This window comes from Pseudidiomarina donghaiensis, from assembly GCF_900116895.1.
GTDB lineage: Bacteria > Pseudomonadota > Gammaproteobacteria > Enterobacterales > Alteromonadaceae > Pseudidiomarina > Pseudidiomarina donghaiensis.
Window position 1 is genome coordinate 1136345 of the sequence record NZ_FPCF01000001.1, and the last position, 22108, is coordinate 1158452.

General features: G+C 47.4%; 20 protein-coding genes. 8 read left to right on the top strand and 12 right to left on the bottom strand.

Features of this window, described 5'->3' with window-relative positions:
* Positions 1–45 precede the first annotated feature (45 nt).
* The 4 genes from BM334_RS05560 to BM334_RS05575 all read right to left on the bottom strand — a co-directional run bounded on the left by BM334_RS05560 (position 46) and on the right by BM334_RS05575 (position 5091).
* Entirely contained in the window at positions 46–1443 is a 1398-nt protein-coding gene (locus tag BM334_RS05560; RefSeq protein WP_092838963.1) for a GTPase/DUF3482 domain-containing protein, read from the bottom strand.
* Positions 1434–2708, bottom strand: coding sequence for a DUF2868 domain-containing protein (locus BM334_RS05565; protein WP_157981862.1), 1275 nt, complete (start codon positions 2706–2708; stop codon positions 1434–1436). The genes BM334_RS05560 and BM334_RS05565 overlap by 10 nt, the downstream gene beginning before the upstream one ends.
* A gap of 133 nt (positions 2709–2841) precedes the next feature.
* Positions 2842–3078, bottom strand: a complete 237-nt coding sequence (locus BM334_RS05570; RefSeq protein ID WP_055437883.1) for a hypothetical protein — start codon at positions 3076–3078, stop codon at positions 2842–2844.
* Positions 3079–3264: 186 nt separating this feature from the next.
* The gene (locus tag BM334_RS05575) at positions 3265–5091 is read right to left on the bottom strand and encodes an ABC transporter ATP-binding protein (protein ID WP_092838970.1); all 1827 of its coding nucleotides are present in this window, start codon (positions 5089–5091) and stop codon (positions 3265–3267) included.
* Between the two features lie 129 nt (positions 5092–5220).
* Here BM334_RS05575 and BM334_RS05580 point away from each other — a divergent pair, with 129 nt between their 5' ends.
* From BM334_RS05580 to BM334_RS05590, 3 genes are read left to right on the top strand one after another with little or no spacing between them, the layout of a single operon-like run.
* A complete protein-coding gene (locus tag BM334_RS05580) occupies positions 5221–6900 on the top strand; it encodes a carbon starvation CstA family protein (protein ID WP_092838973.1) in 1680 nt (559 codons plus the stop codon).
* A 2-nt stretch (positions 6901–6902) separates the two neighbouring features.
* Complete coding sequence (locus tag BM334_RS05585; RefSeq protein WP_055437880.1) at positions 6903–7175, top strand: cory-CC-star protein; 273 nt, start codon at positions 6903–6905, stop codon at positions 7173–7175.
* 16 nt (positions 7176–7191) lie between these two features.
* A complete protein-coding gene (locus BM334_RS05590; protein ID WP_092838976.1) occupies positions 7192–8187 on the top strand; it encodes an ArsA family ATPase in 996 nt (331 codons plus the stop codon).
* Between the two features lie 19 nt (positions 8188–8206).
* On the opposite strand, the gene BM334_RS05595 is transcribed toward BM334_RS05590, so the two are convergent.
* Together BM334_RS05595 and BM334_RS05600 are read right to left on the bottom strand one after the other, a co-directional pair.
* Complete coding sequence (locus tag BM334_RS05595) at positions 8207–8797, bottom strand: YqaA family protein (protein ID WP_241970905.1); 591 nt, start codon at positions 8795–8797, stop codon at positions 8207–8209.
* 23 nt (positions 8798–8820) lie between these two features.
* Positions 8821–10149, bottom strand: coding sequence for a M28 family metallopeptidase (locus BM334_RS05600; RefSeq protein WP_241970920.1), 1329 nt, complete (start codon positions 10147–10149; stop codon positions 8821–8823).
* Positions 10150–10274: 125 nt separating this feature from the next.
* Here BM334_RS05600 and BM334_RS05605 point away from each other — a divergent pair, with 125 nt between their 5' ends.
* Positions 10275–11297: a zinc-binding alcohol dehydrogenase family protein gene (locus tag BM334_RS05605; RefSeq protein WP_092838984.1), complete on the top strand. Its 1023-nt coding sequence runs from the start codon at positions 10275–10277 to the stop codon at positions 11295–11297.
* A gap of 34 nt (positions 11298–11331) precedes the next feature.
* Here BM334_RS05605 and BM334_RS05610 read toward each other — a convergent pair whose 3' ends face one another.
* Positions 11332–11775, bottom strand: a complete 444-nt coding sequence (locus tag BM334_RS05610; protein ID WP_092838987.1) for a hypothetical protein — start codon at positions 11773–11775, stop codon at positions 11332–11334.
* Positions 11776–11912: 137 nt separating this feature from the next.
* On the opposite strand from BM334_RS05610, the gene BM334_RS05615 reads away from it, so the two are divergent.
* The 3 genes from BM334_RS05615 (at position 11913) to BM334_RS05625 (ending at position 16762) form a co-directional block, all read left to right on the top strand.
* The gene (locus BM334_RS05615; RefSeq protein ID WP_092838990.1) at positions 11913–13061 is read left to right on the top strand and encodes an efflux RND transporter periplasmic adaptor subunit; all 1149 of its coding nucleotides are present in this window, start codon (positions 11913–11915) and stop codon (positions 13059–13061) included.
* 3 nt (positions 13062–13064) lie between these two features.
* Complete coding sequence (locus BM334_RS05620; RefSeq protein ID WP_092838993.1) at positions 13065–16175, top strand: efflux RND transporter permease subunit; 3111 nt, start codon at positions 13065–13067, stop codon at positions 16173–16175.
* Between the two features lie 65 nt (positions 16176–16240).
* The gene (locus tag BM334_RS05625; protein WP_092838996.1) at positions 16241–16762 is read left to right on the top strand and encodes a DUF2937 family protein; all 522 of its coding nucleotides are present in this window, start codon (positions 16241–16243) and stop codon (positions 16760–16762) included.
* Here BM334_RS05625 and BM334_RS05630 read toward each other — a convergent pair.
* The 5 genes from BM334_RS05630 to BM334_RS05650 all read right to left on the bottom strand — a co-directional run bounded on the left by BM334_RS05630 (position 16759) and on the right by BM334_RS05650 (position 20936).
* Complete coding sequence (locus BM334_RS05630; protein WP_092838999.1) at positions 16759–17094, bottom strand: hypothetical protein; 336 nt, start codon at positions 17092–17094, stop codon at positions 16759–16761. The genes BM334_RS05625 and BM334_RS05630 overlap by 4 nt on opposite strands.
* 34 nt (positions 17095–17128) lie before the next feature.
* Positions 17129–17647, bottom strand: a complete 519-nt coding sequence (locus BM334_RS05635) for a YgjV family protein (RefSeq protein ID WP_092839002.1) — start codon at positions 17645–17647, stop codon at positions 17129–17131.
* A gap of 70 nt (positions 17648–17717) precedes the next feature.
* A complete protein-coding gene (locus tag BM334_RS05640; protein ID WP_092839005.1) occupies positions 17718–19391 on the bottom strand; it encodes a M28 family metallopeptidase in 1674 nt (557 codons plus the stop codon).
* 11 nt (positions 19392–19402) lie between these two features.
* The gene (locus tag BM334_RS05645) at positions 19403–19858 is read right to left on the bottom strand and encodes a DUF192 domain-containing protein (protein WP_092839008.1); all 456 of its coding nucleotides are present in this window, start codon (positions 19856–19858) and stop codon (positions 19403–19405) included.
* Between the two features lie 112 nt (positions 19859–19970).
* Complete coding sequence (locus BM334_RS05650) at positions 19971–20936, bottom strand: DUF4382 domain-containing protein (RefSeq protein ID WP_092839011.1); 966 nt, start codon at positions 20934–20936, stop codon at positions 19971–19973.
* Between the two features lie 236 nt (positions 20937–21172).
* Here BM334_RS05650 and BM334_RS05655 point away from each other — a divergent pair, with 236 nt between their 5' ends.
* Positions 21173–22108, top strand: coding sequence for a gluconeogenesis factor YvcK family protein (locus BM334_RS05655; RefSeq protein ID WP_092839014.1), 936 nt, complete (start codon positions 21173–21175; stop codon positions 22106–22108).

A 22108-nucleotide genomic window follows, 5' to 3' on the forward strand; every position in this document is an offset into this window, starting at 1 on the left:
TGAATGTAAGAACGCTTCTTTGTGGGTACTGCCAAATCCCCTTTGTTAACTCTGTTGCCAAAAGCCTCGACAAAGTTCGGTAATATCATGAACGCATAACTGGCGGTCATTATCGCGTATGAAGCTGCGCTGGCTCAAGCTCGACCATTGTGGGTTGCGTCGTGCGACTTTCAAGCGAGTTGATAACGCACGTAAGAACTGATCGCGCAATTTGGTCGATTGCGTTACTAACAGCAACTGCTGAGAACCGTGGCCTCGGGTTGCCAGTTGTTGCAGCAAATTCAATTGCCGCAGGGTTAGTAACTTAATGATTTCATCATCAACAATTAACTCGCGCTCTCCACGCATGTGGCTCAGTACTTTTTTACCATAATGGGTCCAACCTTGCCACAAGCCGCCAATCACTGCGCCAAGTGCGGTACCAGCCCCTAAACTTGCGCCGCCAACCATTAAATCAAGGCCTGCACCTACAGCAGCTCCGCTGCCTACACCTACACTGGTTTTAATACCAAAATTCTTTAACGTTTCGCTATCGAACAAATCGTCCTTGTAATCACCGTCGCTTAAGCGCAACTGTTGTAAGCGCACATGTTCAATGCGAAACGCATAAAGCGCGAGCATTTCAGTAACGCAATTGCGTTCACGCCGCTTCACTAACTGCTGCATGTTATCAATCAACACCCGCAATGGTTTTTCAGTTATTTGTGCCGGAACACTTTCTGAATAGGCAGCAACGTCAACTAATAATTCGGCAATTTGGGTTAAACCGGTATTTAAGCGATGTTCACGTTGCTGTTGCCGATAGTCTGCAAGTTGCTGTAACTGCTCATGAAAGCCAGGAACAATAGCGCCAAGCCGACTAAATAATATCGACTCACCGCCCTCTGGTGGGCTTACCGCATCATATTCAATGTACGCGTGCAAATTCACTTTGGTGAGCGCCAGTTTCCACTGGTTCATGTTGTTTGGCTTTTGCCCGGTAAAGTTAAGCACAGGCAAAATTGGCTTGCCACAACGGGCTAATACGCTCAGTTCATCTTGATATTTCGGAAGTACCGGATCGCGTACGTCAATCACATAGAGCGCAGCATGACACTTCAATAGTTGGCGCAGTACTTTGGATTCTTGCTCAAACTCGCTCGCGGCAATTTTTGTATTTAAAAAGTGGCGTACTTGCGCCGGGCCGTCATGACGAAAGCTTGATTCGCTGTGTACTAAGTGATCATATAAATCAGAGCCGGCTTCTAAGCCTGGGGTGTCAAACAACCGCATTAATACTTGGCCGTTGGCATCCACATCAATGCTTGTCACTTCGCGTGTTGTGCTTGGTCGTGAGTCTACTTCACCAAATTGACTGTCGTGCAATAAGGTGCGCATTAACGAGGTTTTGCCGGTGTTTGTATGCCCAACAACTGCGAGCATTAACGCATTATTTAAGTCCATGCGATGCCCTCCTCGGTTAAGCCTTGCTGCCAATGCCCAATGCGCTCATCGTCGGGGTTGTCACCAACGACTAACTGTGCTTCGACATGAGTACAATACTGTTGTAACCGCTGTAAAAAACGCAGTGCCGCACGGTCAGGCGTTAACTGAGTATTTATACGCACTATTAAGTTGGCAACTGGGGCGTCATCAAGGCGCTGCAGTATGCGCTGGCGGTCATCACTACGTGCAATAACGCCCCCATACCAGGCTTCATGCTGATGTTGCTGCAACCACGATTGATCATGCTCGTGGTCTAGGCTTATCACCAACTCTCCATGCCCAGGTTTTGGTTCGCGAATTTGCCAGTCGTCCATACCTGCTACGTCACTGTCAGCGTCCACTAATTCCGTCGCCGCAGAGGTGGTCAGTCTGCGTATTACCGGGGCATAGCCAGGTAAGGTTAAATCAATTTTCATTGCTGCCACACGACGCAGCACTACAATTAATGAGCCTACTAATGCTGATGCCCGCCAAACCACACCATATACAATAATGCACGTTAGTAGCCAACGCCCTGCATTCAATTGTTCGCCGGCGGCTGGGTTATCCCACATAGCAGCCACAGACGGGGCGTCAACGCCAAACATTGAAGGAATAAAGTTAAGCACAGCCACCCAAGTTTGAAGACTTTCAGCTGGCCAAATTGTGGTTGCCCAGGTAAAGGTATACGCACTTGTACTTAAATGAAAAAACAGCACAAACCAAACCATCAACATGAACAATGTCCAATAGCCGTGCGTTAGCACAGCGCCTGCAGGCTTGGTTAATCGATATTGATTCGCAATGGTAAGTAAGGTGTTGTTGAATTGCTGATTATATTGGCGTTGCCCAATATGCTCTAATAGCCACAAGGAAATTCGACCAATCCAACCAAAACTGTCTTTGAGTAACAGTGACACACACCAAAGAACGAATAAGATAACGTGCAGCCCTAGCAGCATCATTAACGCATAACTTATTGATATGGGTTGGGTGACAGATAAGGTGCCACGAACCAATGCAACGGCGCCGAGCACAGCAAAAACAGACAATAAAATAGCGATAAGACGACGGAAGTGATCCCATAGATGAAGTTGGTGAACTAAGCCTAGCCGAGCCGCAAGTAACTCTGCACGCTTAAATACGCGCTGCTCCATAGTTGGCAGTTGGCGCGCTTGATGGTCGATTGCGTCGGCCCGTTGAAAACCATTTTGCAGTTCATAACGGCGAACAAGTTCCGCCATCCAAATGGAACGAAATCGGGAGAATAATTTGAACATAATACCGCTGTCTACTTCGCTAATTGGGGTACCACTAGGGCACCGTTTATTATAATTGTTATTTAACCCGAGAAGCGACGCTATTACAACGGCGGAATTACAGTTGTGTGCGTTGGCGGCAACTAGCCTCTGACAAATCGTGATTAACACTCACATAATGATCGTTCGGACAAACTAGCTTCACATTTTTTCGCTTCGAAGACGGTGCTATTTCACTGAGTTTTACCGCCCAATCAGACAGGCTTACCTCTGGCGTAATATCAATTTGCTGGTCTTGGTTATAATATTTAAACGCAGCGCCCGCGAATATAAGTAGCAATAATAATTTGCGCATAGCCACTTCCACCTTGTCGAAGCAATCGACTGTTAGACAAAATACAGATCTAGTCTAAGTAAAACTTGTTACTTGCACCGTAAGTTTCAGGTAAATTCAATGTAAATATTCGTTTTGATTATCGGCCGTATTTCTTTTCACTTAATAGCAGACTGGCATTTACTACTATTGACGAACTCCATCACGTTACTCAGGCAAAAACCCACCCGATTGTCGCGCCCATAATTGCGCGTAAATGCCACCGCTCGCAAGTAACTCTTCATGGCTACCCTGCTCAACAATCTGCCCTTCGTCCATAACAATCAGGCGATCCATAGCGGCAATGGTCGATAATCTATGAGCAATCGCAATCACGGTTTTGCCTTCCATTAAGCGGTATAAATTCTCCTGAATGGCAGCTTCAACTTCAGAGTCAAGTGCTGAGGTTGCTTCATCTAGAATAAGAATAGGCGCATCTTTTAACATCACCCGCGCAATGGCGATGCGCTGACGTTGGCCACCCGATAATTTGACGCCGCGCTCACCCACGTGCGCATCATAACCACGGCGCCCTTGCGCATCTTCTAAATCTGCGATGAATAGATCAGCTTCGGCTTTGTGTGCTGCTTGCTCAATCATGGCTTCGGTGGCATCAGGGCGGCCGTAAGCAATGTTGCCTCGTACTGAACGGTGCAACAATGACGTATCTTGGGTCACCATACCAATATGTTGGCGCAGGCTTTCTTGCGTCACGTTTGAAATATCTTGCCCGTCAATAGTGATCGCCCCTTGGTTCACTTCAAAAAAGCGTAGTAATAAATTGACCAAGGTTGATTTACCTGCACCTGAACGCCCAACCAAGCCAATTTTCTCACCCGCTTTAATGGTTAAATTCAACTGTTTTAATACTGGCTTATCCGCACTGTAATGAAACTCAACTTGGTCGAATTTAATTTCGCCTTGCGTTACAGCCAGCGGGGCAGCATTGACACGGTCTTGAATATCTTGCGGAACCGACACGGTTTTAATGCCGTCTTGAACAGTTCCTATATTTTCGAACAGCGAGGATATTTCCCACATAATCCATTGGCTCATACCCCATAAACGCAATACCAAACTCAACGCAACAGCAATGGCGCCCACGCTAATTAGCGCATCAACCCAAAGTTGAATAGCTAAGAAACCGACTGAAAACAATAACAACGAGTTTAAAATATATAAACAGGTGTAGAGCTTGGTCACCAGGCGCATTTGCTTATGCACTGTGCCCAAAAAGTCGCTCATGCCCTCTTTCGCGTACGTCAATTCACGTTGCGCATGGGAAAACAATTTAACGGTTTGAATATTGGTGTAGCTGTCAACAATACGGCCGGTCATAATTGAGCGGGCATCGGCCTGAGCGGCAGCTACCTTACCCAAACGCGGCACAAAATAGCGCAGCAGCACAATATAAAACCCGAGCCAAGCGATCAGCGGCAGTGCTAATCGCCAATCGGCACTCGCCACAATGGCCACGGTGCCAATAAAGTACACGGTGACATAGTTCAATACATCAAACAGCTTGATCACGCACTCACGCACGGCCAAGGCCGTTTGCATCAGCTTGGTGGCTATACGCCCGGCAAATTCATCCTGGTAGAAAGTAATGGACTGGTTGAGCAAGTACTTATGCACCAACCAACGAATTCGCATGGGGTAATTACCGAGCAGTGACTGGTAGGTAATTAATGAATGCAGCACCACTAACAAGGGTAAACCTATGAGCACCACAGCCGCCATGCCCGTTAGGCTCCAAAACTGCTCACTCACAAAGGTTTGGCGATTCTGAGAGGCTAGCCAGTCAACAATATTACCGATAAAACTAAACAGCCAAACTTCAGTAATGGCTATTAGCATCATCAGCGCGCCAGCCGCAAAAATATAGGGCCAAGCCCCTTTACTGTAATAAATACAAAACGCCACTAAACCTTTTGGCGGCTGTTCAGGCTGCCCTTCTGGAAATGGCGGTAAACGTTGTTCAAACCAGCGAAACATTGCGGATCCTTCAGCAGGTGAATTGCGTAGAAATAAGCTAGACTTTGGTCGAATGTCCGTCTTAACTAGGTATGAAGTACCATAACGCAGTTATTGTCGTCCTAATAATAAACCAAAAAAGGTAATACCATGAACGCAATTTTGCTGATGTTACTCGGTTTAGGTGCGATGTTTCTTGGCTATGTCATTTATTCTAAGTTTATTGCCGAGAAAATATTCAAACTCGATCCTAACTTTCGAACCCCCGCTCACGAATTTGAAGACGGTGTCGACTTTGTTCCGACCAACAAATACGTGCTTTGGGGCCACCACTTCACCTCAGTTGCAGGTGCGGCCCCTATTATCGGCCCCGCTATTGCCGTTATTTGGGGTTGGGTTCCAGCTTTTCTTTGGGTTGTTTTCGGTACCATTTTCTTTGCCGGTGTACATGACGCCGGTGCCATTTGGGCCTCCAACCGCAATAAAGCGCGATCTATTGGTGCATTAACGGGTGATGTGGTCGGCAAGCGTTCACAAAGCTTGTTCATGATCGTTATCTTTTTAGTTCTTCTTATGGTAAACGCGGTATTTGCCACCGCCATTTCAGGGCTACTGATTAATTTCCCAAGTTCTGTTGTCCCTGTGTGGGGAGCCATTTTTGTGGCGTTAATTATCGGCCAGGTCATTTTCCGCAAATGGATGAACCTAGGTACGGTATCTATTCTTGGCGTTGTTGCTCTGTATGCACTTATCTACGCAGGCCCTAGCTTCCCTATCGAGCTGCCAGAAACGGTGTTTGGCGTGTCAGACAATGCGCAGTGGATTCTTGTGCTATTTGCCTATGCGGCGATCGCTTCGCTGTTACCCGTATGGATGCTATTACAACCGCGCGACTACATTAACGGCTTGCAGTTGTTCATCGGTTTGTTCTTGGTGTACGGTGCGGTGTTGATTAGCGGACCCGAGCTGGTCGCTCCTGCGTTTAATACTAATGTCCCCGAGGGCACGCCAAGCCTCGTTCCACTGCTCTTTGTGACCATCGCCTGTGGGGCAATTTCTGGCTTCCATGGTTTAGTTGCATCGGGCACTACCTCCAAGCAATTAGACAAAGAAACCGACCTGCGCTTTGTTGGCTATTTTGGCGCTATTGGTGAAGGTTCGCTGTCGCTAGCAACCATTATTGCGGTCACGGCTGGTTTTGCCACCCTGGCCGACTGGCAAGCGGTGTACCACAGCTTTGGTCAAGGCGGAGTGACGGCATTTGTGCAAGGCGGCGCCAATATTCTACAAAATGGCTTGGGCCTTGATGTCGACTTAGCACAAACCTTGCTTACGGTTATGGCGGTATTGTTTGCCGGCACCACCATGGATACCGGCTTACGTTTACAGCGCTATATTTTCCAAGAGTGGGGCAACATCTACAACATTAAATGGATGGAAAAAGCCGCGCCTGCAACACTGTTAGCGGTGGGTACCTGTTTGTTACTCGCCTTTGGCGCCGGCGGTGCTGATGGTTCTGGTGGGTTATTAATTTGGCCGTTATTTGGTACCACCAACCAGTTGCTAGCAGGCTTAACGTTGCTGGTTATTACCACCATGCTAGTGAAATTAGGGCGGCCTATGTACGTAACCCTAATTCCGTTGCTGTTCTTGTTAGTCATGACTATTTACGCCCTACTTATTCAATTAATGGGCTTTTATCATAAGTCAGACTGGTTCTTGTTTAGCCTAGACCTCGTTGTCCTTATTGCGGCCATTTGGATTGCCCTTGAGTCAGCAAGTGTATTGACGCGTTTAGTGCGCGAAAATAAAGCAGCTAAGGCTAGTTAAACATGAAAATACGTGCCATTGTCGACTGGGTAAAAAATGCCAACGCCTATGCAACTGAGGTGTATAACGCGCCCTACCGGTCGGCAATTGCACGCGCAAAACGGGACGAAGACGATTTATTCATGATGTTGGTATTTTCTGAACTCATGGGCGTTCCGAATCCCGCCTCTTATTACACGCTTGAGCTACAACCATTATTGCTTGAGCGTTTTCACCAGTGGCACCTGCGAATGGGCATGGAGCACTCCCCGCTTGATGGTTTTCGTTGTTGCTAAGCGCTAAGGTGCGTGAATGTTCTGTATAGATAACAAACAAATTGTTTTTGTTGGCGGCAAAGGTGGCGTGGGGAAAACCACCATTTCATCGGCTCTTGCGCTGCAGCAAGCGAAACGTGGCCGCAACGTTTTACTAGTTTCTACCGACCCAGCGCACAGTCTCGCCGACGCTTTTGACAACCCCATTGGCGACACCATTACCTCAATGACAGAGCGTGTTGATGCACTAGAGATTGACCCTGACGCCGAAGTTGAAGCACACATTGCCCGTGTGATGAAAACCATGAAGCGCTTTAGTAAGCCTGACATGTACCCAGAAATAGAACGGCAAATGCGCTTAACGCAACAATCACCTGGTGCACAAGAAGCCGCCCTTCTAGAACGCATTGCCCGGCTTATTGATGAAAAACCTGCCGATTATGATCTGATCATTTTCGACACGGCCCCTACTGGGCACACGCTGCGCTTATTGACGTTACCAGAAGCTATGGCCGCTTGGACGCAAGGCTTATTAAAACAAACTGAACGCAGTAAAAAGCTTGAAGGTGTGCTAGAACACTTAAGCCCTAAAGCCGGCAAAGACATCGCCAACCCGATGGCCGACCCTAAACAACATGAGTCTGCCGAGCTTGATGACCGTACCGCCGAAATTAGTGAAACATTACTGCGCCGCCAACGGCTCTTTCATCGCACGCGGCATGTGATAACCGACCCGAGCAAAACGGCGCTGATTTTTGTACTCACACCAGAGAAATTACCCATTTTGGAGACCAGCCGCGCGGTTACAGCCTTGCGACAAGAAAAGCTTCCCATTGCTGGGTTAGTGATTAATCGGAACTTGCCTGAACACGCAGACGGTGAGTTTTTTGCCAAACGGCGCGCGCAAGAAGCTGTATACCGTGAGGACATCGAGCAAGAATTTCATGATCTACAACGGGTTTACTTACCGCTATTTCCCACTGATTTACATGGCCTTGAAGCGCTGAGGGGCATTGCAGAGCAACTGCCTTAGCGCTAAGCATGCAGTTAGGTTAAATAAGCAAATACACGAAGTAGACCGACAGCGCAGCAACTAGCACAACCCAACCGGCTTTGCGGTTGTATTGTTGCCACCAGCGCAGCACAGCTTCACCGAACCAATAAACCAACAACGCCAGCCCGTAGTAACGAATACCGCGGGCAATAATAGCCGCCAGCATAAATAATCCATACGGGTATTCGGCACTGCCAGCGCTGAGCATTCCTACTTGAAACGGTATGGGTGAAATTCCAACCAGCAACAGTGTGGCAAAGCCATGCTCTGCAAAGCGTGCAGTAAAGTCTTCAAAAGCGTCATGATAACCAAGCCACGTGAGTACCGCGTCACCAACGTCATCAAAAAACCACAAGCCAACACCATAGCCGACACTGGCCCCAAGCAGGCAGCCCAACAAGGTTACCGTGGCAATAGACCAAAGCCGATCACGTTGGTGCATGAGCAAGGGTATTAGAATAAGCTCTAGGGGGATAGGAACGATCAGCGACTCTAAAAATGACGCGATAAAAATAGCGAGCAATACATAATTTGAGTCGGCAAAACGCGCTAACCAGCGGTCAGCGCGTTTATTGTTAGTTTGCTGCACAGGCGTTATTCCACGGGCAACGGTTATTCACCGAAAGCACCAGCGGCGCCAGGGAACACCACCGGGCTTTCATAACCGTCTTTGCTAACGCTTGCCACGCCAAAAAAGTAATTATCTATGACCACATTTTTGAGCGTAAACTCATTCACATTGCCAACGTACTGGCTAAATTCCCAGTTCGGTGCGTCGGTGTGGCGCCAATAAATACGATAGCCTTTGATATGTTCTTTTTCAGCCGCACTCGCCGGCGCCCAGCTGAGCGTGGTGTCGGCACTTACGGCTCCAGCAATTTTTACCTGTGCCGGTGGGCTTGGTGCCCAGGCCATACTGGCTAAGCTAACGGCGTTCAGTGCAGTAAGTTTAGCCGCATAATCAAAGTCAACACCGTCAATGGTGTCACCATAAACAATACCGTTCTCGGTGCGCAGATCTTGATGTTGACGGTTGTAATTTTCGTTGGTTTCCATAATACGAACGCCCGGATACCCCAAGTCGTTAAATGGACGGTGGTGTCCACCGCGGCCAAAGCGATCTAAACGGTATATGACCATGGTATCTAAGTTCGGAATGTAGCGGTCAGCCATCCAGTCAATGTAGCGCGCGACGTTACGGCTTGGCGAGTCAACTTCACCGCCGGTAAAGCGTCGACGACGAGTATCCGCCTCGGTTTCATCTTGACGCGTGCCTTCTGCGAAAATGCGCGCGGTGGTGTTATTAATAACGCCATTAATGCCCTCAATGTTGCCGATCATGTCGTTATTTAACACCGCTTTAATACGCCAGCCGTCTTTTTGTGCTTGTTCGGCCATAATGCGGCCACCAAAAAGCCCCTGCTCTTCGCCTGCTAGCGCGGCATACACAATGCTACCGGCGAACTTATATTGGCTAAGTACCCGTGCCGCTTCTAAGGTACCGGCGACACCCGAAGCGTTGTCATTAGCGCCTGGTGCATCGGACGTATAGTCCATGACGTCAGAAACCCGTGAATCAATATCGCCCGACATAATGACATAGCGGTTCGGGTCGACTGTACCGCGCTGCACCGCGATAACACTGACAACTTCAACCGGATCAGGAATACGGACTTCCCCCTCAATCACTCGTGATTGGTAGTACACGTCAAGGCAGTCACCACAAGCCGCTGATATTTTGTCAAACTCGGCCTTTATCCACCGCCGAGCAGCGCCAATACCGCGCGTGTCTGACTCGGTTTCTGATAAGGTATGGCGGGTACCAAAACTCACTAACTTATTAATGTCAGCTTCAATACGCGCAGCCGATACCTGTGCCTGTATATCATGCAACGCTTGTTGGTCGACATATTCCACATCAGCGCTGGCCGTACTGATCATCAATGCTGAACAAAGCCCGGCTAAACTCGCCTTTGGGTAAAAATTCATGGAAAGTTCCTCTGGTTGATTGGGCAACAGTGTCTTAGTATTGATGTTATACGTGAACCGGCTATGAGGAAGCAACCATGAAAGCTGTTGGTTATCGGGAATGCGGCTCTATTGACCGCAACGATGCATTATTGGACATAACCCTTGCAGAGCCTGAGATAGGTCCTAACGATTTACTTGTTGCGGTATATGGCATTGGTGTGAACCCTGTCGATACTAAAATTCGTACCCGCCGAGGCCCGCTTGAAGACGAATTCGCCGTAATTGGCTGGGACGCAGCAGGCGTGGTATTGAGTGTTGGCGAAAACGTCCACGACTTTAAAGAAGGTGATGAAGTTTGGTATGCCGGTGAGCTCAATCGCCACGGCTGCAACGCACAGTACCAAGCAGTTGATGCGCGCATTGTGAGTCGTAAACCACGGTCATTAAGCTTTGCCGACGCGGCGGCAATGCCATTGACCTTCTTAACGGCTTGGGAGCTATTCTTTGAAAGGTTACAGTTAAGCCGAGACGATCAGGCAACATTGTTAATTACAGGGGCTGCAGGTGGCGTAGGCTCGGCCCTATTACAACTGGCTAAACTGTGCCCCAAGGTAAAAACCATTGCGACGGCATCACGCCCAGAAACTCAGCGTTGGGTAAAACAAATGGGCGCCGACATCGTTATCAATCACCACGAACCCTTGGCCCCCCAATTAGCTAAGCACAACATAAAGCAGGTTAGCCATGTTGCTAGCCTTACACACACCGACCAACATTTTGAAGCGTTAGTTGAGCTGCTTGCACCGTTTGGGCACTTTGCGCTTATTGATGACCCACAGCGAGCACTCGATATCAAATTGTTAAAACAAAAAAGTATCGCACTGGTATGGGAGTTTATGTTTACCCATAGCCTATTTAAAACAGCAGATATGCACCGACAAGGGCAAATTTTGCGTGAAATAGCCGAGCTAACCGACGCAGGCAAATTAGCCTCGACCCGTGTCGCCCACTTTGGCGAACTAAATGCCGAAAACTTAAAACGTGCGCATCAGCTGCTCGAGTCGAGCCAGAGTATCGGCAAAATTGTACTTGATGGATATAACGTGCCGCTTGGTTAACCAAGCGGCCGTAACGGCTAGATAGCAGAAGCCATTAAGGTTGACAGTCGGTCGGCTCAAAACGCAATTCAAACAGGGTCGCTTCGTTTTGGTCTAAGTAACGAATGACTAGAAAGTCAGCCTGTTCACGGTAGAAGGCTAATGAGTCTGCGCGACAAAAAGCGTCACGCATTGCTGGTTGCAACTGTGCTTTTATCGCCTCCTCATCATGCTGGTATTTATCGACGCCAACCAGCGTATAAATAAAACGCATGCCATAGTTAAGTACTTCAGCCCGCTCGAAACGTGTTTGGCTGTCGAGTAGCTTCGGTAAGTCACGATTTAGCTTTCCAGAGCGTTCTAACAGCTGTTGATACAGATGGTTACGATTTTTTGTGTCACTCTGTAACCCAAGACTGCGATACGCCCAAATTAATAGCAGCCCGGTAACCAGTACCCCAACGGCCACCATTAACTGGCGTTTAAAGTCATTTGTCATATTATTTACCTACGTGTTTGCACTTATTTTATCGATAGCACGTATCGAAATTATCGTGATATCCCACTTACAAACATACATGAATGTATGTATAATTATCGGGTTAAAAAATCACACACTTAGTATGAGGTACATACATGCAACAACGTCTACGTAAACCGTTGTTTGTTTCAGTTTTAGCAAGTTCATTAATGCTTGCTGCTTGCGGTGACGCACAACAACAAAATGGCCAAACCGGGCAACAACAACAGCAAATGACTGTCGGTGTGGTGACGGTTGAAAGCCGTAATGTTGATTTAACCACAACCCTACCTGGTCGTGCGAGCGCTTTTCGGGTGGCTGAAGTACGTCCGCAGGTGAATGGCATTTTGCAGTCGCGTTTATTTGAAGAAGGGTCAATGGTCGAAGCAGGCCAACAGCTCTACCAAATTAATGCAGACATGTATGAAGCAGAGTTAGCAAGTGCTGAAGCTGACGTCGCGCGCGCAAAAGCTGCTGTTAAATCAACGAAATCTCGTTTTCAACGAAGTGAAGATTTGCTTAAAGATAAAGCAATTAGCCAACAAGACTTTGATGAAGCTGAAGCTGCGTATTTGCAAGCCGAGGCACAGTTAAAAATGGCTCAAGCAAACCTTACTCGGGCCAAGCTAAATGTCGATTATACGCGCGTTGAAGCGCCTATTTCTGGTCGTATTGGTCGTTCGCAACTTACTGAAGGTGCGCTACTTAGCGTGGGCCAAGCGCAACCGCTAACCACAATCACACAACTAGACCCGATTTATATCGATATTGCCCAAAGCACCAGTGACTACCTTAAATTGCAGGCCGCAATTGCCGATGGCCGCATTGTGACGGATAGCGAAAATCGCGCGCAAGTTACCGTCCGTGTTGGCGAGGCTGGTAACTACAGCACCACCGGCGAGCTGCTATTCAACGAGGTAACCGTTGATCCGCAAACTAGCGCCATTACCCTGCGTGCTAAACTGGAGAATTCAAACCACGCCATTTTGCCGGGTATGTACGTGCGGGCAGAAGTTGGAACCGGTTCGCTGAAAAATGCGTTATTGGTGCCACAAACAGGCGTATCTCGCGACCCTCGCGGTCGCGCGTTCGCCATGATTGTGAATAAAGAAGGCCAAGTTGAACAGCGATACTTAAGCGTCGATAGCACCATAGGTAGTGACTGGATAGTGACAGACGGTCTTAGTGCCGGTGAACAAGTTATCGTTGAGGGCTTACAGAAAATTCAGCCTGGTATGCCAGTACAAACTGAAGAAGTGAAGTAATTTATGGCTAAATTTTTTATTAACCGACCAATTTTTGCTTGGGTAATCGCTATTGTGATTATGCTTGCTGGTGGGCTTGCGGTTACGCAGCTACCGGTAGAGCAATACCCAGAAATTGCACCACCTTCGGTACAAATAAACGCAAGCTACCCTGGTGCTACCGCTGCCACGCTTGAAGAAAGTGTCACGCAGGTTATCGAACAAAACATGAATGGTATTGATAACTTGAAATACTTTGCGTCAACCAGTGACTCAGCCGGTAATGCAAGCATCACGCTAACGTTTGAGGCTGGCACCGATGCCGATATCGCGCAGGTGCAAGTGCAAAATAAATTGCAATTAGCCCTCCCCTTGTTACCGCAAGCGGTGCAAGATCAAGGTCTGGTAGTCGCTAAATCAAATAACTCGTTCTTATTGGTTGCAGCGCTCACATCGAGTAATCCACAAATTAGCCAAATCGATCTAGGCGATTATATTGCCAGTAACCTGCAAGACCCCATTGCTCGTACTGCTGGGGTTGGTAATGTGCGCCTATTTGGTGCGCCCTATGCAATGCGCATATGGTTAGATCCCGACAAGTTAGTGCGCTACAACATGAGCACCCAAGACGTGGTTTTGGCATTGCGCGAGCAAAATAACCAAGTTGCAGCGGGTCAGATTGGTGGCACGCCAGCTGTTGAAAATCAGCGACTAACTGCCTCAATTATTGCGCAAACACGGCTAGAAACCGTTGAACAGTTTAAAAACGTGCTACTTCGGGTAAATAGTGACGGTTCCAAAGTTACTGTTGGCGATGTCGCAGAAGTTGAACTTGGGGGCCAAGACTACGGCATAATTGCGCGCTACAACCGTCAAGCGGCAAGTGGCCTTGCGGTAAACCTAGCGACCGGCGCAAACGCCCTAGATACAGCCGCTGCCGTGAAAGAAAAGCTCAACGAGCTGCAGCAGTTCTTCCCTGAAGGCGTGGAATTAGTTATTCCTTATGACACCACGCCATTTGTTGAAATATCCATTCAAGAAGTGGTTAAAATTCTGTTTGAAGCAGTGGTTTTAGTCTTTATCTTGATGTTTATTTTCTTACAGAACCTGCGCGCAACAATTATTCCATCGCTGGCTATTCCAGTGGTGTTGCTAGGCACATTCGGCATCATGTCGGCATTGGGCTTTTCAATTAACACCCTAACCATGTTTGGTTTGGTTCTGGCCATTGGTCTGTTGGTGGATGACGCCATTGTTGTGGTGGAAAACGTTGAGCGCTTAATGAGCGAAGAACAGCTCAGCCCGCGCCAAGCAACGATTAAATCGATGGGGCAAATCACCGGCGCACTTGTAGCTATCGGCTTGGTCATGGCGGCAGTTTTTGTTCCTATGGCCTTCTTTGGTGGCTCAACCGGTGCGGTGTACCGTCAATTCTCTATCACTATTATCTCGGCAATGTCTTTGTCAGTATTAGTGGCGATTATTTTCACGCCCTCACTGTGTGCGACAATTTTAAAGCCATTGGACCACACCCACGAAGCCAAGGGCATTTTGGGCTGGTTTAACCGTAAGCTCGACAGTGCCACCAAAAAATACACCAACTCGGTACAATCAATTATTAAACGCAGTATGCGTTTCTTGCTGGTTTACTTGGGGTTAGTTGTGGTCCTTGGGTTTTTGTTTGCCCGTATGCCAAGCTCGTTTATTCCGAACGAAGACCGCGGCGTATTCTTAACACAAATGCAGTTGCCTTCGGGCGCAACTCAAGAACAGTCGCGTCAAACCATGGCAAAAATTGAAGACTACTACCTCGACCAAGCGGCCGGTGTTCGCTCGGTATTCTCGGTTGTTGGTTTTAGTTTTAGTGGTCAAGGGCAAAACTCCGGTCTCGCTTTCGTTCGTCTAACAGATTGGGACGAGCGCACCACACCAGAACTGCAAATCGACGCCATTATTGGTCAAGCCTTTGGCTTCTTTTCACAAATTCGTGAAGCTATGGTATTTGCGTTTAATTTGCCTTCCATTCCAGAGCTAGGCACCGCCAGTGGCTTTAATTTGTACTTACAAGACCGCGGCGGCCTTGGCCACGAAGGGTTACTTGAAGCGCGCAACCAATTACTCGGTATGGCCGCGCAAGAGGAATCTCTAACCGGGGTTCGCCCCAACGGTTTAGAAGACACCGCGCAGTTACGTATTGATGTCGATTATGAAAAAGCGAAAGCGCTTGGACTAAGCATTAGCGATATTAATGCCACCCTGTCGAACGCTTTTGGTACCACTTATGTCAACGACTTTGTTGATCGGGGGCGCGTCAAGCGTGTTTACCTGCAGGGTGTGCCTGAGTCCCGCATGACGCCGGAAGATATAGGTAAATGGTACGTACGTAACAGTAATGGTGAAATGGTTTCGTTTGCTTCATTTTCAACCACCGCGTGGGACTTTGGCCCACAGCGTCTTGAACGTTATAACGGCGTGCCCGCTATGAATATTCAAGGTGAAGCTGCGCCTGGTTTCTCATCTGGCGATGCCATGCTGAAAATGGAAGAACTGATTGGCAACTTACCAACAGGTATTGCCTACGAATGGACCGGCATTTCACTTGAAGAGCGCACCTCTGGTGACCAAGCTCCGTTGCTTTATGCTTTATCGTTGCTTATCGTTTTCTTATGTTTAGCGGCGCTGTACGAGAGTTGGTCAATTCCGTTCTCAGTCATGCTAGTTGTGCCACTTGGTATACTCGGCGCAGTTATTGCAGCGACTATGCGTGGACTTGAAAACGACGTTTATTTCCAAGTTGGTTTGCTAACCACCGTGGGTGTTTCTGCTCGTAACGCTATTCTTATTGTAGAATTTGCAAAAGATTTACAAGCTCAAGGTAAAGAATTGCTGCAAGCTACTTTAGAGGCCGTTCGATTACGTTTGCGCCCTATTTTAATGACCTCGTTAGCATTTACCTTTGGCGTACTGCCGTTAGCCTTATCAACTGGTGCCGGCGCCGTAAGTCGTCAAGCCATTGGTACTGGCGTTATCGGTGGTATGCTCGGTGGCACAATCTTAGCAATCTTCTTCGTGCCGTTACTATTCTACGTGGTACGCCGTGCGTTCCCACCGAAACCGGCATATGACGACGAATAGACACTAGCGAGATAATCAAACGACGTGGTAAGGTTGAGTTGTGTTTCACAACTCAACCTTTTTTTATGCTGCATCGTTATTTTGTCATTGCATTAGCTTTATTGGCGGTATTGATCGGTGTCCAACTACCGAATTTCATAACTCAATATGAGCAACGGCTTGATGCCCAGTTTACCGAAGCCATGGTGTACTACAAAGAATACCAACGTATTGCCGATACCTATTTAAACGGCGATATGCAAGCGCTTATAAAAATGCATGAGCAAAGTGACAATCCTGTGTTCAAAGATGAAGCCGTGCCTATTCGTGAGCTAGTGCGAAGAGTGGAGTTGTACCGTTATGAGCAACAACAGCTCAATCAGGGCTACTTACATAAGATTTGGTTTGTCGCTTGGCACGCTAACCCAGAAATGCGCGATGACACTTGGCGAATGTATAGTTTTAACGTACCGCTTACGCGGCAGGCGGTGTTTACAGGCGTGATTGCTGCCCTACTTGCGGTGTTGTTATTCGATGGCTGTGTGGGAGGGTGTAAGTTTGCATACCGCCGTTGGCGCCGCCGACATTCAGCAGCACCACAACATTAGCGTTTATCGTTTTTCACCTGGTACTCGCCTTCAATAACATCGCTATCTTGACGATTCTGTTGGTATTCACGCTCACTACGATAACGCGCTTGCGCTTGTTTCTGGGCTTCTCGCGTGGCTTTGGTAAATTGCCACATTTGCTTCATTTGGCGACGCTTACGCCACATTAACGGCAGTAATAAAATCCAACCAAACAACAGCAGCACTAGGCCTACAGCCAAGCCTAGCAACAACAACATACCAAATACCAACCAACTAAAAAGCACTACAATGGGGTTGGCACCGGGTTGCGGTTTTACTTTTTGTTGCCATTGCTTGATGTATATAAGCATACGAGTTCTCCTGTTACTTCCCAGTATATGGGGATTATTTTAATTCAGACAAGCGTGCAGCCCGATGATCTTGTAACAATTTGAGAATAATGCTGGTTAAATTGACAATATTAAATACAGTTCCAGAAACACTACCAACAATAACGGCATACGCTAGGCCAAGAAGTTCCGCTAGCAAAAACCAACGGCGTATTTTTACTGGGTCTTCTAATACAATTGCGCCTACCGTGAAAATAATTGATGACATATAAGCCATTAATAATGGCAAAATATCGACATCCCCTGTTAATTCCCAAATAAAAAAGCCAACATTAATTGCCACAAATGACCATAATACAAATGGCCCACGCCAGCGCAGCGCTATTAAATTTCTTACTACCGCAATACCTGTGACGACACTACCCGCAATAGCATCGAGCATAAAAAAGTGAATTGATAAAGCACCTAAAGCAAACGCACTGACAATACGGTAGCGGTTCGCTGTACCTTGTCGGTATGCAATAAAGTTTGCCACTAAAGCAAATAGTCCAAAAAGTTCTGCTACAGAAATCACATATCACCCATAAAAAAAACGGTAATGAAGGCAAAACGCTCTCATTACCGCCTTGCTTAACTACGTTTAATTAATTTCGTTCGTCGGCCGAAGCATCGCGAATGCCACGAAACTCGTTGCCTTGATACCAATTAGGCCAATCATTGTTATTGGCCAGTTCGTTACCAACCCAATAATATAGCCATAAGTCTTGCTGCACTCCGCGCAAGTCCCAGCTTGGATCAAACTCATCTGCAGGCTTATGATACGCAACTTTCACGTATTCGGCACGCTTTTGCTGACCATATTCAACACCGAATTCTACATGATCATTACCGCCCTTCGCATACAACATTGGTACCCCACGTTTCGCCAGGTTAAAGTGATCTGAACGGTAAAACGAACCCGCTTCAGGGGTTGGCTCTGGGGCTATGTAGCGTCCTTGTTTTTCAACATATTTAGCCAGGTAGTTCTCCATTTCAGAATTACCATGACCAACCACAACCATGTCTTTCATAGGGCCATACACATTCAGAACATCGGTATTTATCCCACCAACGGCTTTACTTAATGGCAGCATCGGGTTATCGGCGTACCAATCGGAGCCAAGTAACCCGCGCTCTTCAGCGGTAACTAAGACAAACACAATAGAGCGTTCTGGCTGCGGTTGGCTGGCAAAAAATTCAGCCAAAGCCATCACCCCAGCGGTTCCACTGGCATTGTCTTGGGCACCATTAAAAATACCATCATCAGGGTTCACTGGGTCTACCCCTAAATGATCCCAATGCGCCATGTAAATAACATGCTCTTCAGGGCGCGATTTGCCTTCAATGTAACCAATTAAATTGGGCGATGATAAATAATCAAATTTAGTACGCACCGAAACGTTCATTGAGGTTTTTAACGCTATAGGCTTGAAGTCAGGTTGCTGGGCAGCGGTTCGCATTTCCGCATAGTTGCTATCTACTAGCGCAAATAACTCATCGGCCTTGCTATCCGTAATCCAACCTTCAATAGCCACGCGGTCCATGTTTTTATTTTCACGTGCTAAATCAAAACGCATCGGTGAACCACCGGCAATCACTCCCCAACCATAACCTGCCGGGCCCGTTTCATGAATCACGATTGCCCCTGCAGCGCCTTGGCGAGCTGCCTCTTCAAATTTGTAGGTCCAACGGCCGTAATAAGTCATGGCTTTGCCATTAAATACTTCAGGATCTTGAGTGTCGTAGCCTGGGTCGTTCACCAACATCACCACAGTTTTACCTTCAACATCCAAGCCTTCGTAATCATTCCAGCCAAACTCCGGAGCAACGATGCCGTAGCCGACAAAAACCATCTCACTGTTCGTCAGTTCGGTTTGCTCTTGTACGCGTGGGCTCCACGCCATCATATCGCGGCGGTATTCAAATGCTTCGAGTTGTTCAGAGCTGAACGACATATCTGATACTTGGGTTGGAAGCATGCGCACTAGGGGAACCTGCTGCTGATAATTATTTTCTTTAGCGTTGTATGGTTTAAGGCCCCACTCGCGAAACTTGCCTTCAACAAATTCTACGGTTTTTCGTTCACCCTCAGAGGCTGGCGCTCGCCCTTCAAATTCGTCAGAACTCAAGGTTTGCAAATAATCTGTATAATTTTCATTAAAACTATATGGGTCAACTGCAGCATAGGCCGCTTGGGTTTGATCTGCCGTTTGCTCGGCAGGGCTGCACGCGACAAGCGAAAGCCCCGCCATTGCAAACACCAGCAGGTGCTTATTCATGGTGTTCTCCTCTAGTTACAGCGTTTGAAGTGACGCCCTTCGTTAATATTATAAGTGTCGAAATAACCTTTATTGACTTCCACCGCACTATAGTAATTAACCTGCGGTGGGTATGCTGGGCAGCGATTCGGATCGATACTTGCGCATGGTTCCATGGTAATAATTTTCACAATTTTCATCTGCTCATCAAGAAACGCGATATCTAGCGGAATAAGCGTACGGTACATCCAAAAACCAGCGTAACCTGGCCGCTCCTCACCATAGGTAAACCACATTCCGTCGTGCTCAGCTAATTGGTCACGCATCATTAAACCACGTTGACGCAATTCAAAGGTGTCGGCAATTTCCACAGTTATTGAATGTGGATGATCGTCAATGCACAACTTCGTTGTCTTTATGCTTGCTTGTGCACAAGCACCAAACAACGCCGTAGCACTCAACATAAAGCAAGCAAGTAAACGTTTCATGGCTACAACCTAACTGTTTCAAAAATAAGATGACTTAGTATGGCGCGATTAGACACAGAAAAAAAGACAAAAAAAGCCCCCAACCAAGGGGGCTAACGGGAGAGACACATAATTACTCAAATGTTATGGTCGTTGTTTCACCTTCAGTGCCAATTGTCACGTTTTGGGTGCTGATAAAATCAATGACATCGTCAGCTTCAGGATCATCTTCGGTAGTACATGACCAAGCGGCTGTGTAATCGCCAGAAGCTAAATAACCTACTTCGAAGTTATATGCTGTCGCGCCATCAAAGTAAGCCGTGGTTGCCGTATAGGGTTCTTCTTCCTCACTACCACCGAAGTCAGCAAGTGTCGCGGCATCCAAATCAGCACCTTGATAGAAATACACCGTTGCGACTGGCGTCGAGATATCCGCTGGAGCCACAGTACACTCGTTTTCAATCAGTAACGCCTCGGCGATAGAACCTTCAACATGACCAATTGTCATATTATCCACAATTCGCACACCTCGTGGCTTCAGGAAGTACCCGGCTTGCCCCACAGGATTGACTAAAGCTTGACGCAAGTCGAACTCTACTGTGTAGGCCACGTTACCGCCGGCATCTAGTGTAAAGCTGTCGAACTTCAGTTCATTAGATGGCACTGACAACGGAATACGTTCTTCACCAATAAGAACATACGAACCCTCAGCCATTTCTAAACGCAATTGGCTATAGTTTCCAGCCGGCACTTCGACGCCAGAAAGCAAGTTTTCAGAGGCTGAACCGGTAAACTCAAGCAAGTTAATACCGCGCGTATTGGCAATAACATCGCCGTTGGCATCGGTACACACATCGTTTGCTTCAATGGTATTGGTGTCTTCGCCAATCGTAAATGTCTGGTTTCCTTCGCTGTTACCAACCAGCTCGATACTATGGAAGCAAGCCCAAACTTCATCAGCTGCATCAACAGGAGCATCACTGACCCCAAGGGTAAACATAGCGGTGTTGGGTTCATCATCGGAAGAGCCGCAGGCGGTAACCAAAGTCGTTGCCGCTAGCGCTGCTGCAACGGTCGTAAATTTATTGAATTTCAACATAAAACACCCTCTGTGTTATGAAACTTGCAGTAGTTATAGCAAACTGAAATAGCATTACGAGGGGATTTACTTGAGCTTAACGAAATGACGAATTCAGCAATCCAAGAATACTGTATAAATAAGCTTCACTTAGGTTAATTCAAGCTTATTAAGTACTGATTTACATAGATCAAGCGTTGATTGTGTATGACTTAGCGCTTAAAGTAGCAACATCAAAACAACATAGTTAGCAAACCATGACCGAACATTTGGTTCAATTATCAATACCGCGACCGAACTCTCACGCTATCGCACAGCTAAAATGCGTTACTGCCATTGGTGGTGGTCATGGCCTCGGTCGTGTTCTCTCTACCCTGTCATTTTTAGAACGCCGTCTCATTGGTATTGTCGCCACAACCGATGACGGCGGCGCTAGCGGGAAATTACGCCGCAGCCATGACTGTATTGCTTGGGGCGATATACGTAATTGTCTCTCGCAGTTGGCGCAACAGCCATTAGCGGCCGATGTGCTGAATTATCGTTTCGAATCTGAGCACGAGTTACATGGGCATAATTTGGGCAATTTGATTTTATACACATTGGATCAAGTCAGTGCCCGGCCGTTAGACGGTATTCAATTATTAAGCCGTTTGCTTAATATCAATACACGTTTGTTACCCATGTCAGAAATGCCCGTTGACTTAGTGGCATCAACCCATGATGGCTTGGAATGTTTTGGTGAGCTGCATGTCGACGGCTTGTTACATATGCCGCAAAAACTTGCGTTATCACACCCTGTGGTTGCAACCCCCGAAGCACTGGCTCACATTCGCCGTAGCGAATTAATTATTCTCGGGCCTGGCAGCTTCCTTACATCGGTGATGCCGCCGCTTTTGGTCAACGAATTTGTGCAAACCATCGCAGCAGCCACCGCACCTGTCATTTTTATTGATAATCTAGCACCTGAGCATAGCCCTGCAGGGGAAATGCCTATTAGCCAGCGCTTAGAATGGATGAACCAGCAACTCGGCGAACCCTTAGTCGATGCAGTGATCACTAATCGTCCTGACGCTCATTTAAAGTTACCTGTGTTTGATCATGTCAGCGCCACTGCAGACGCACCGCACCGCCATGATTCAAGCTCTTTATTGGCAGCATTGAATGCCGCGGTTACCTATTTTTTGAAGGATTAA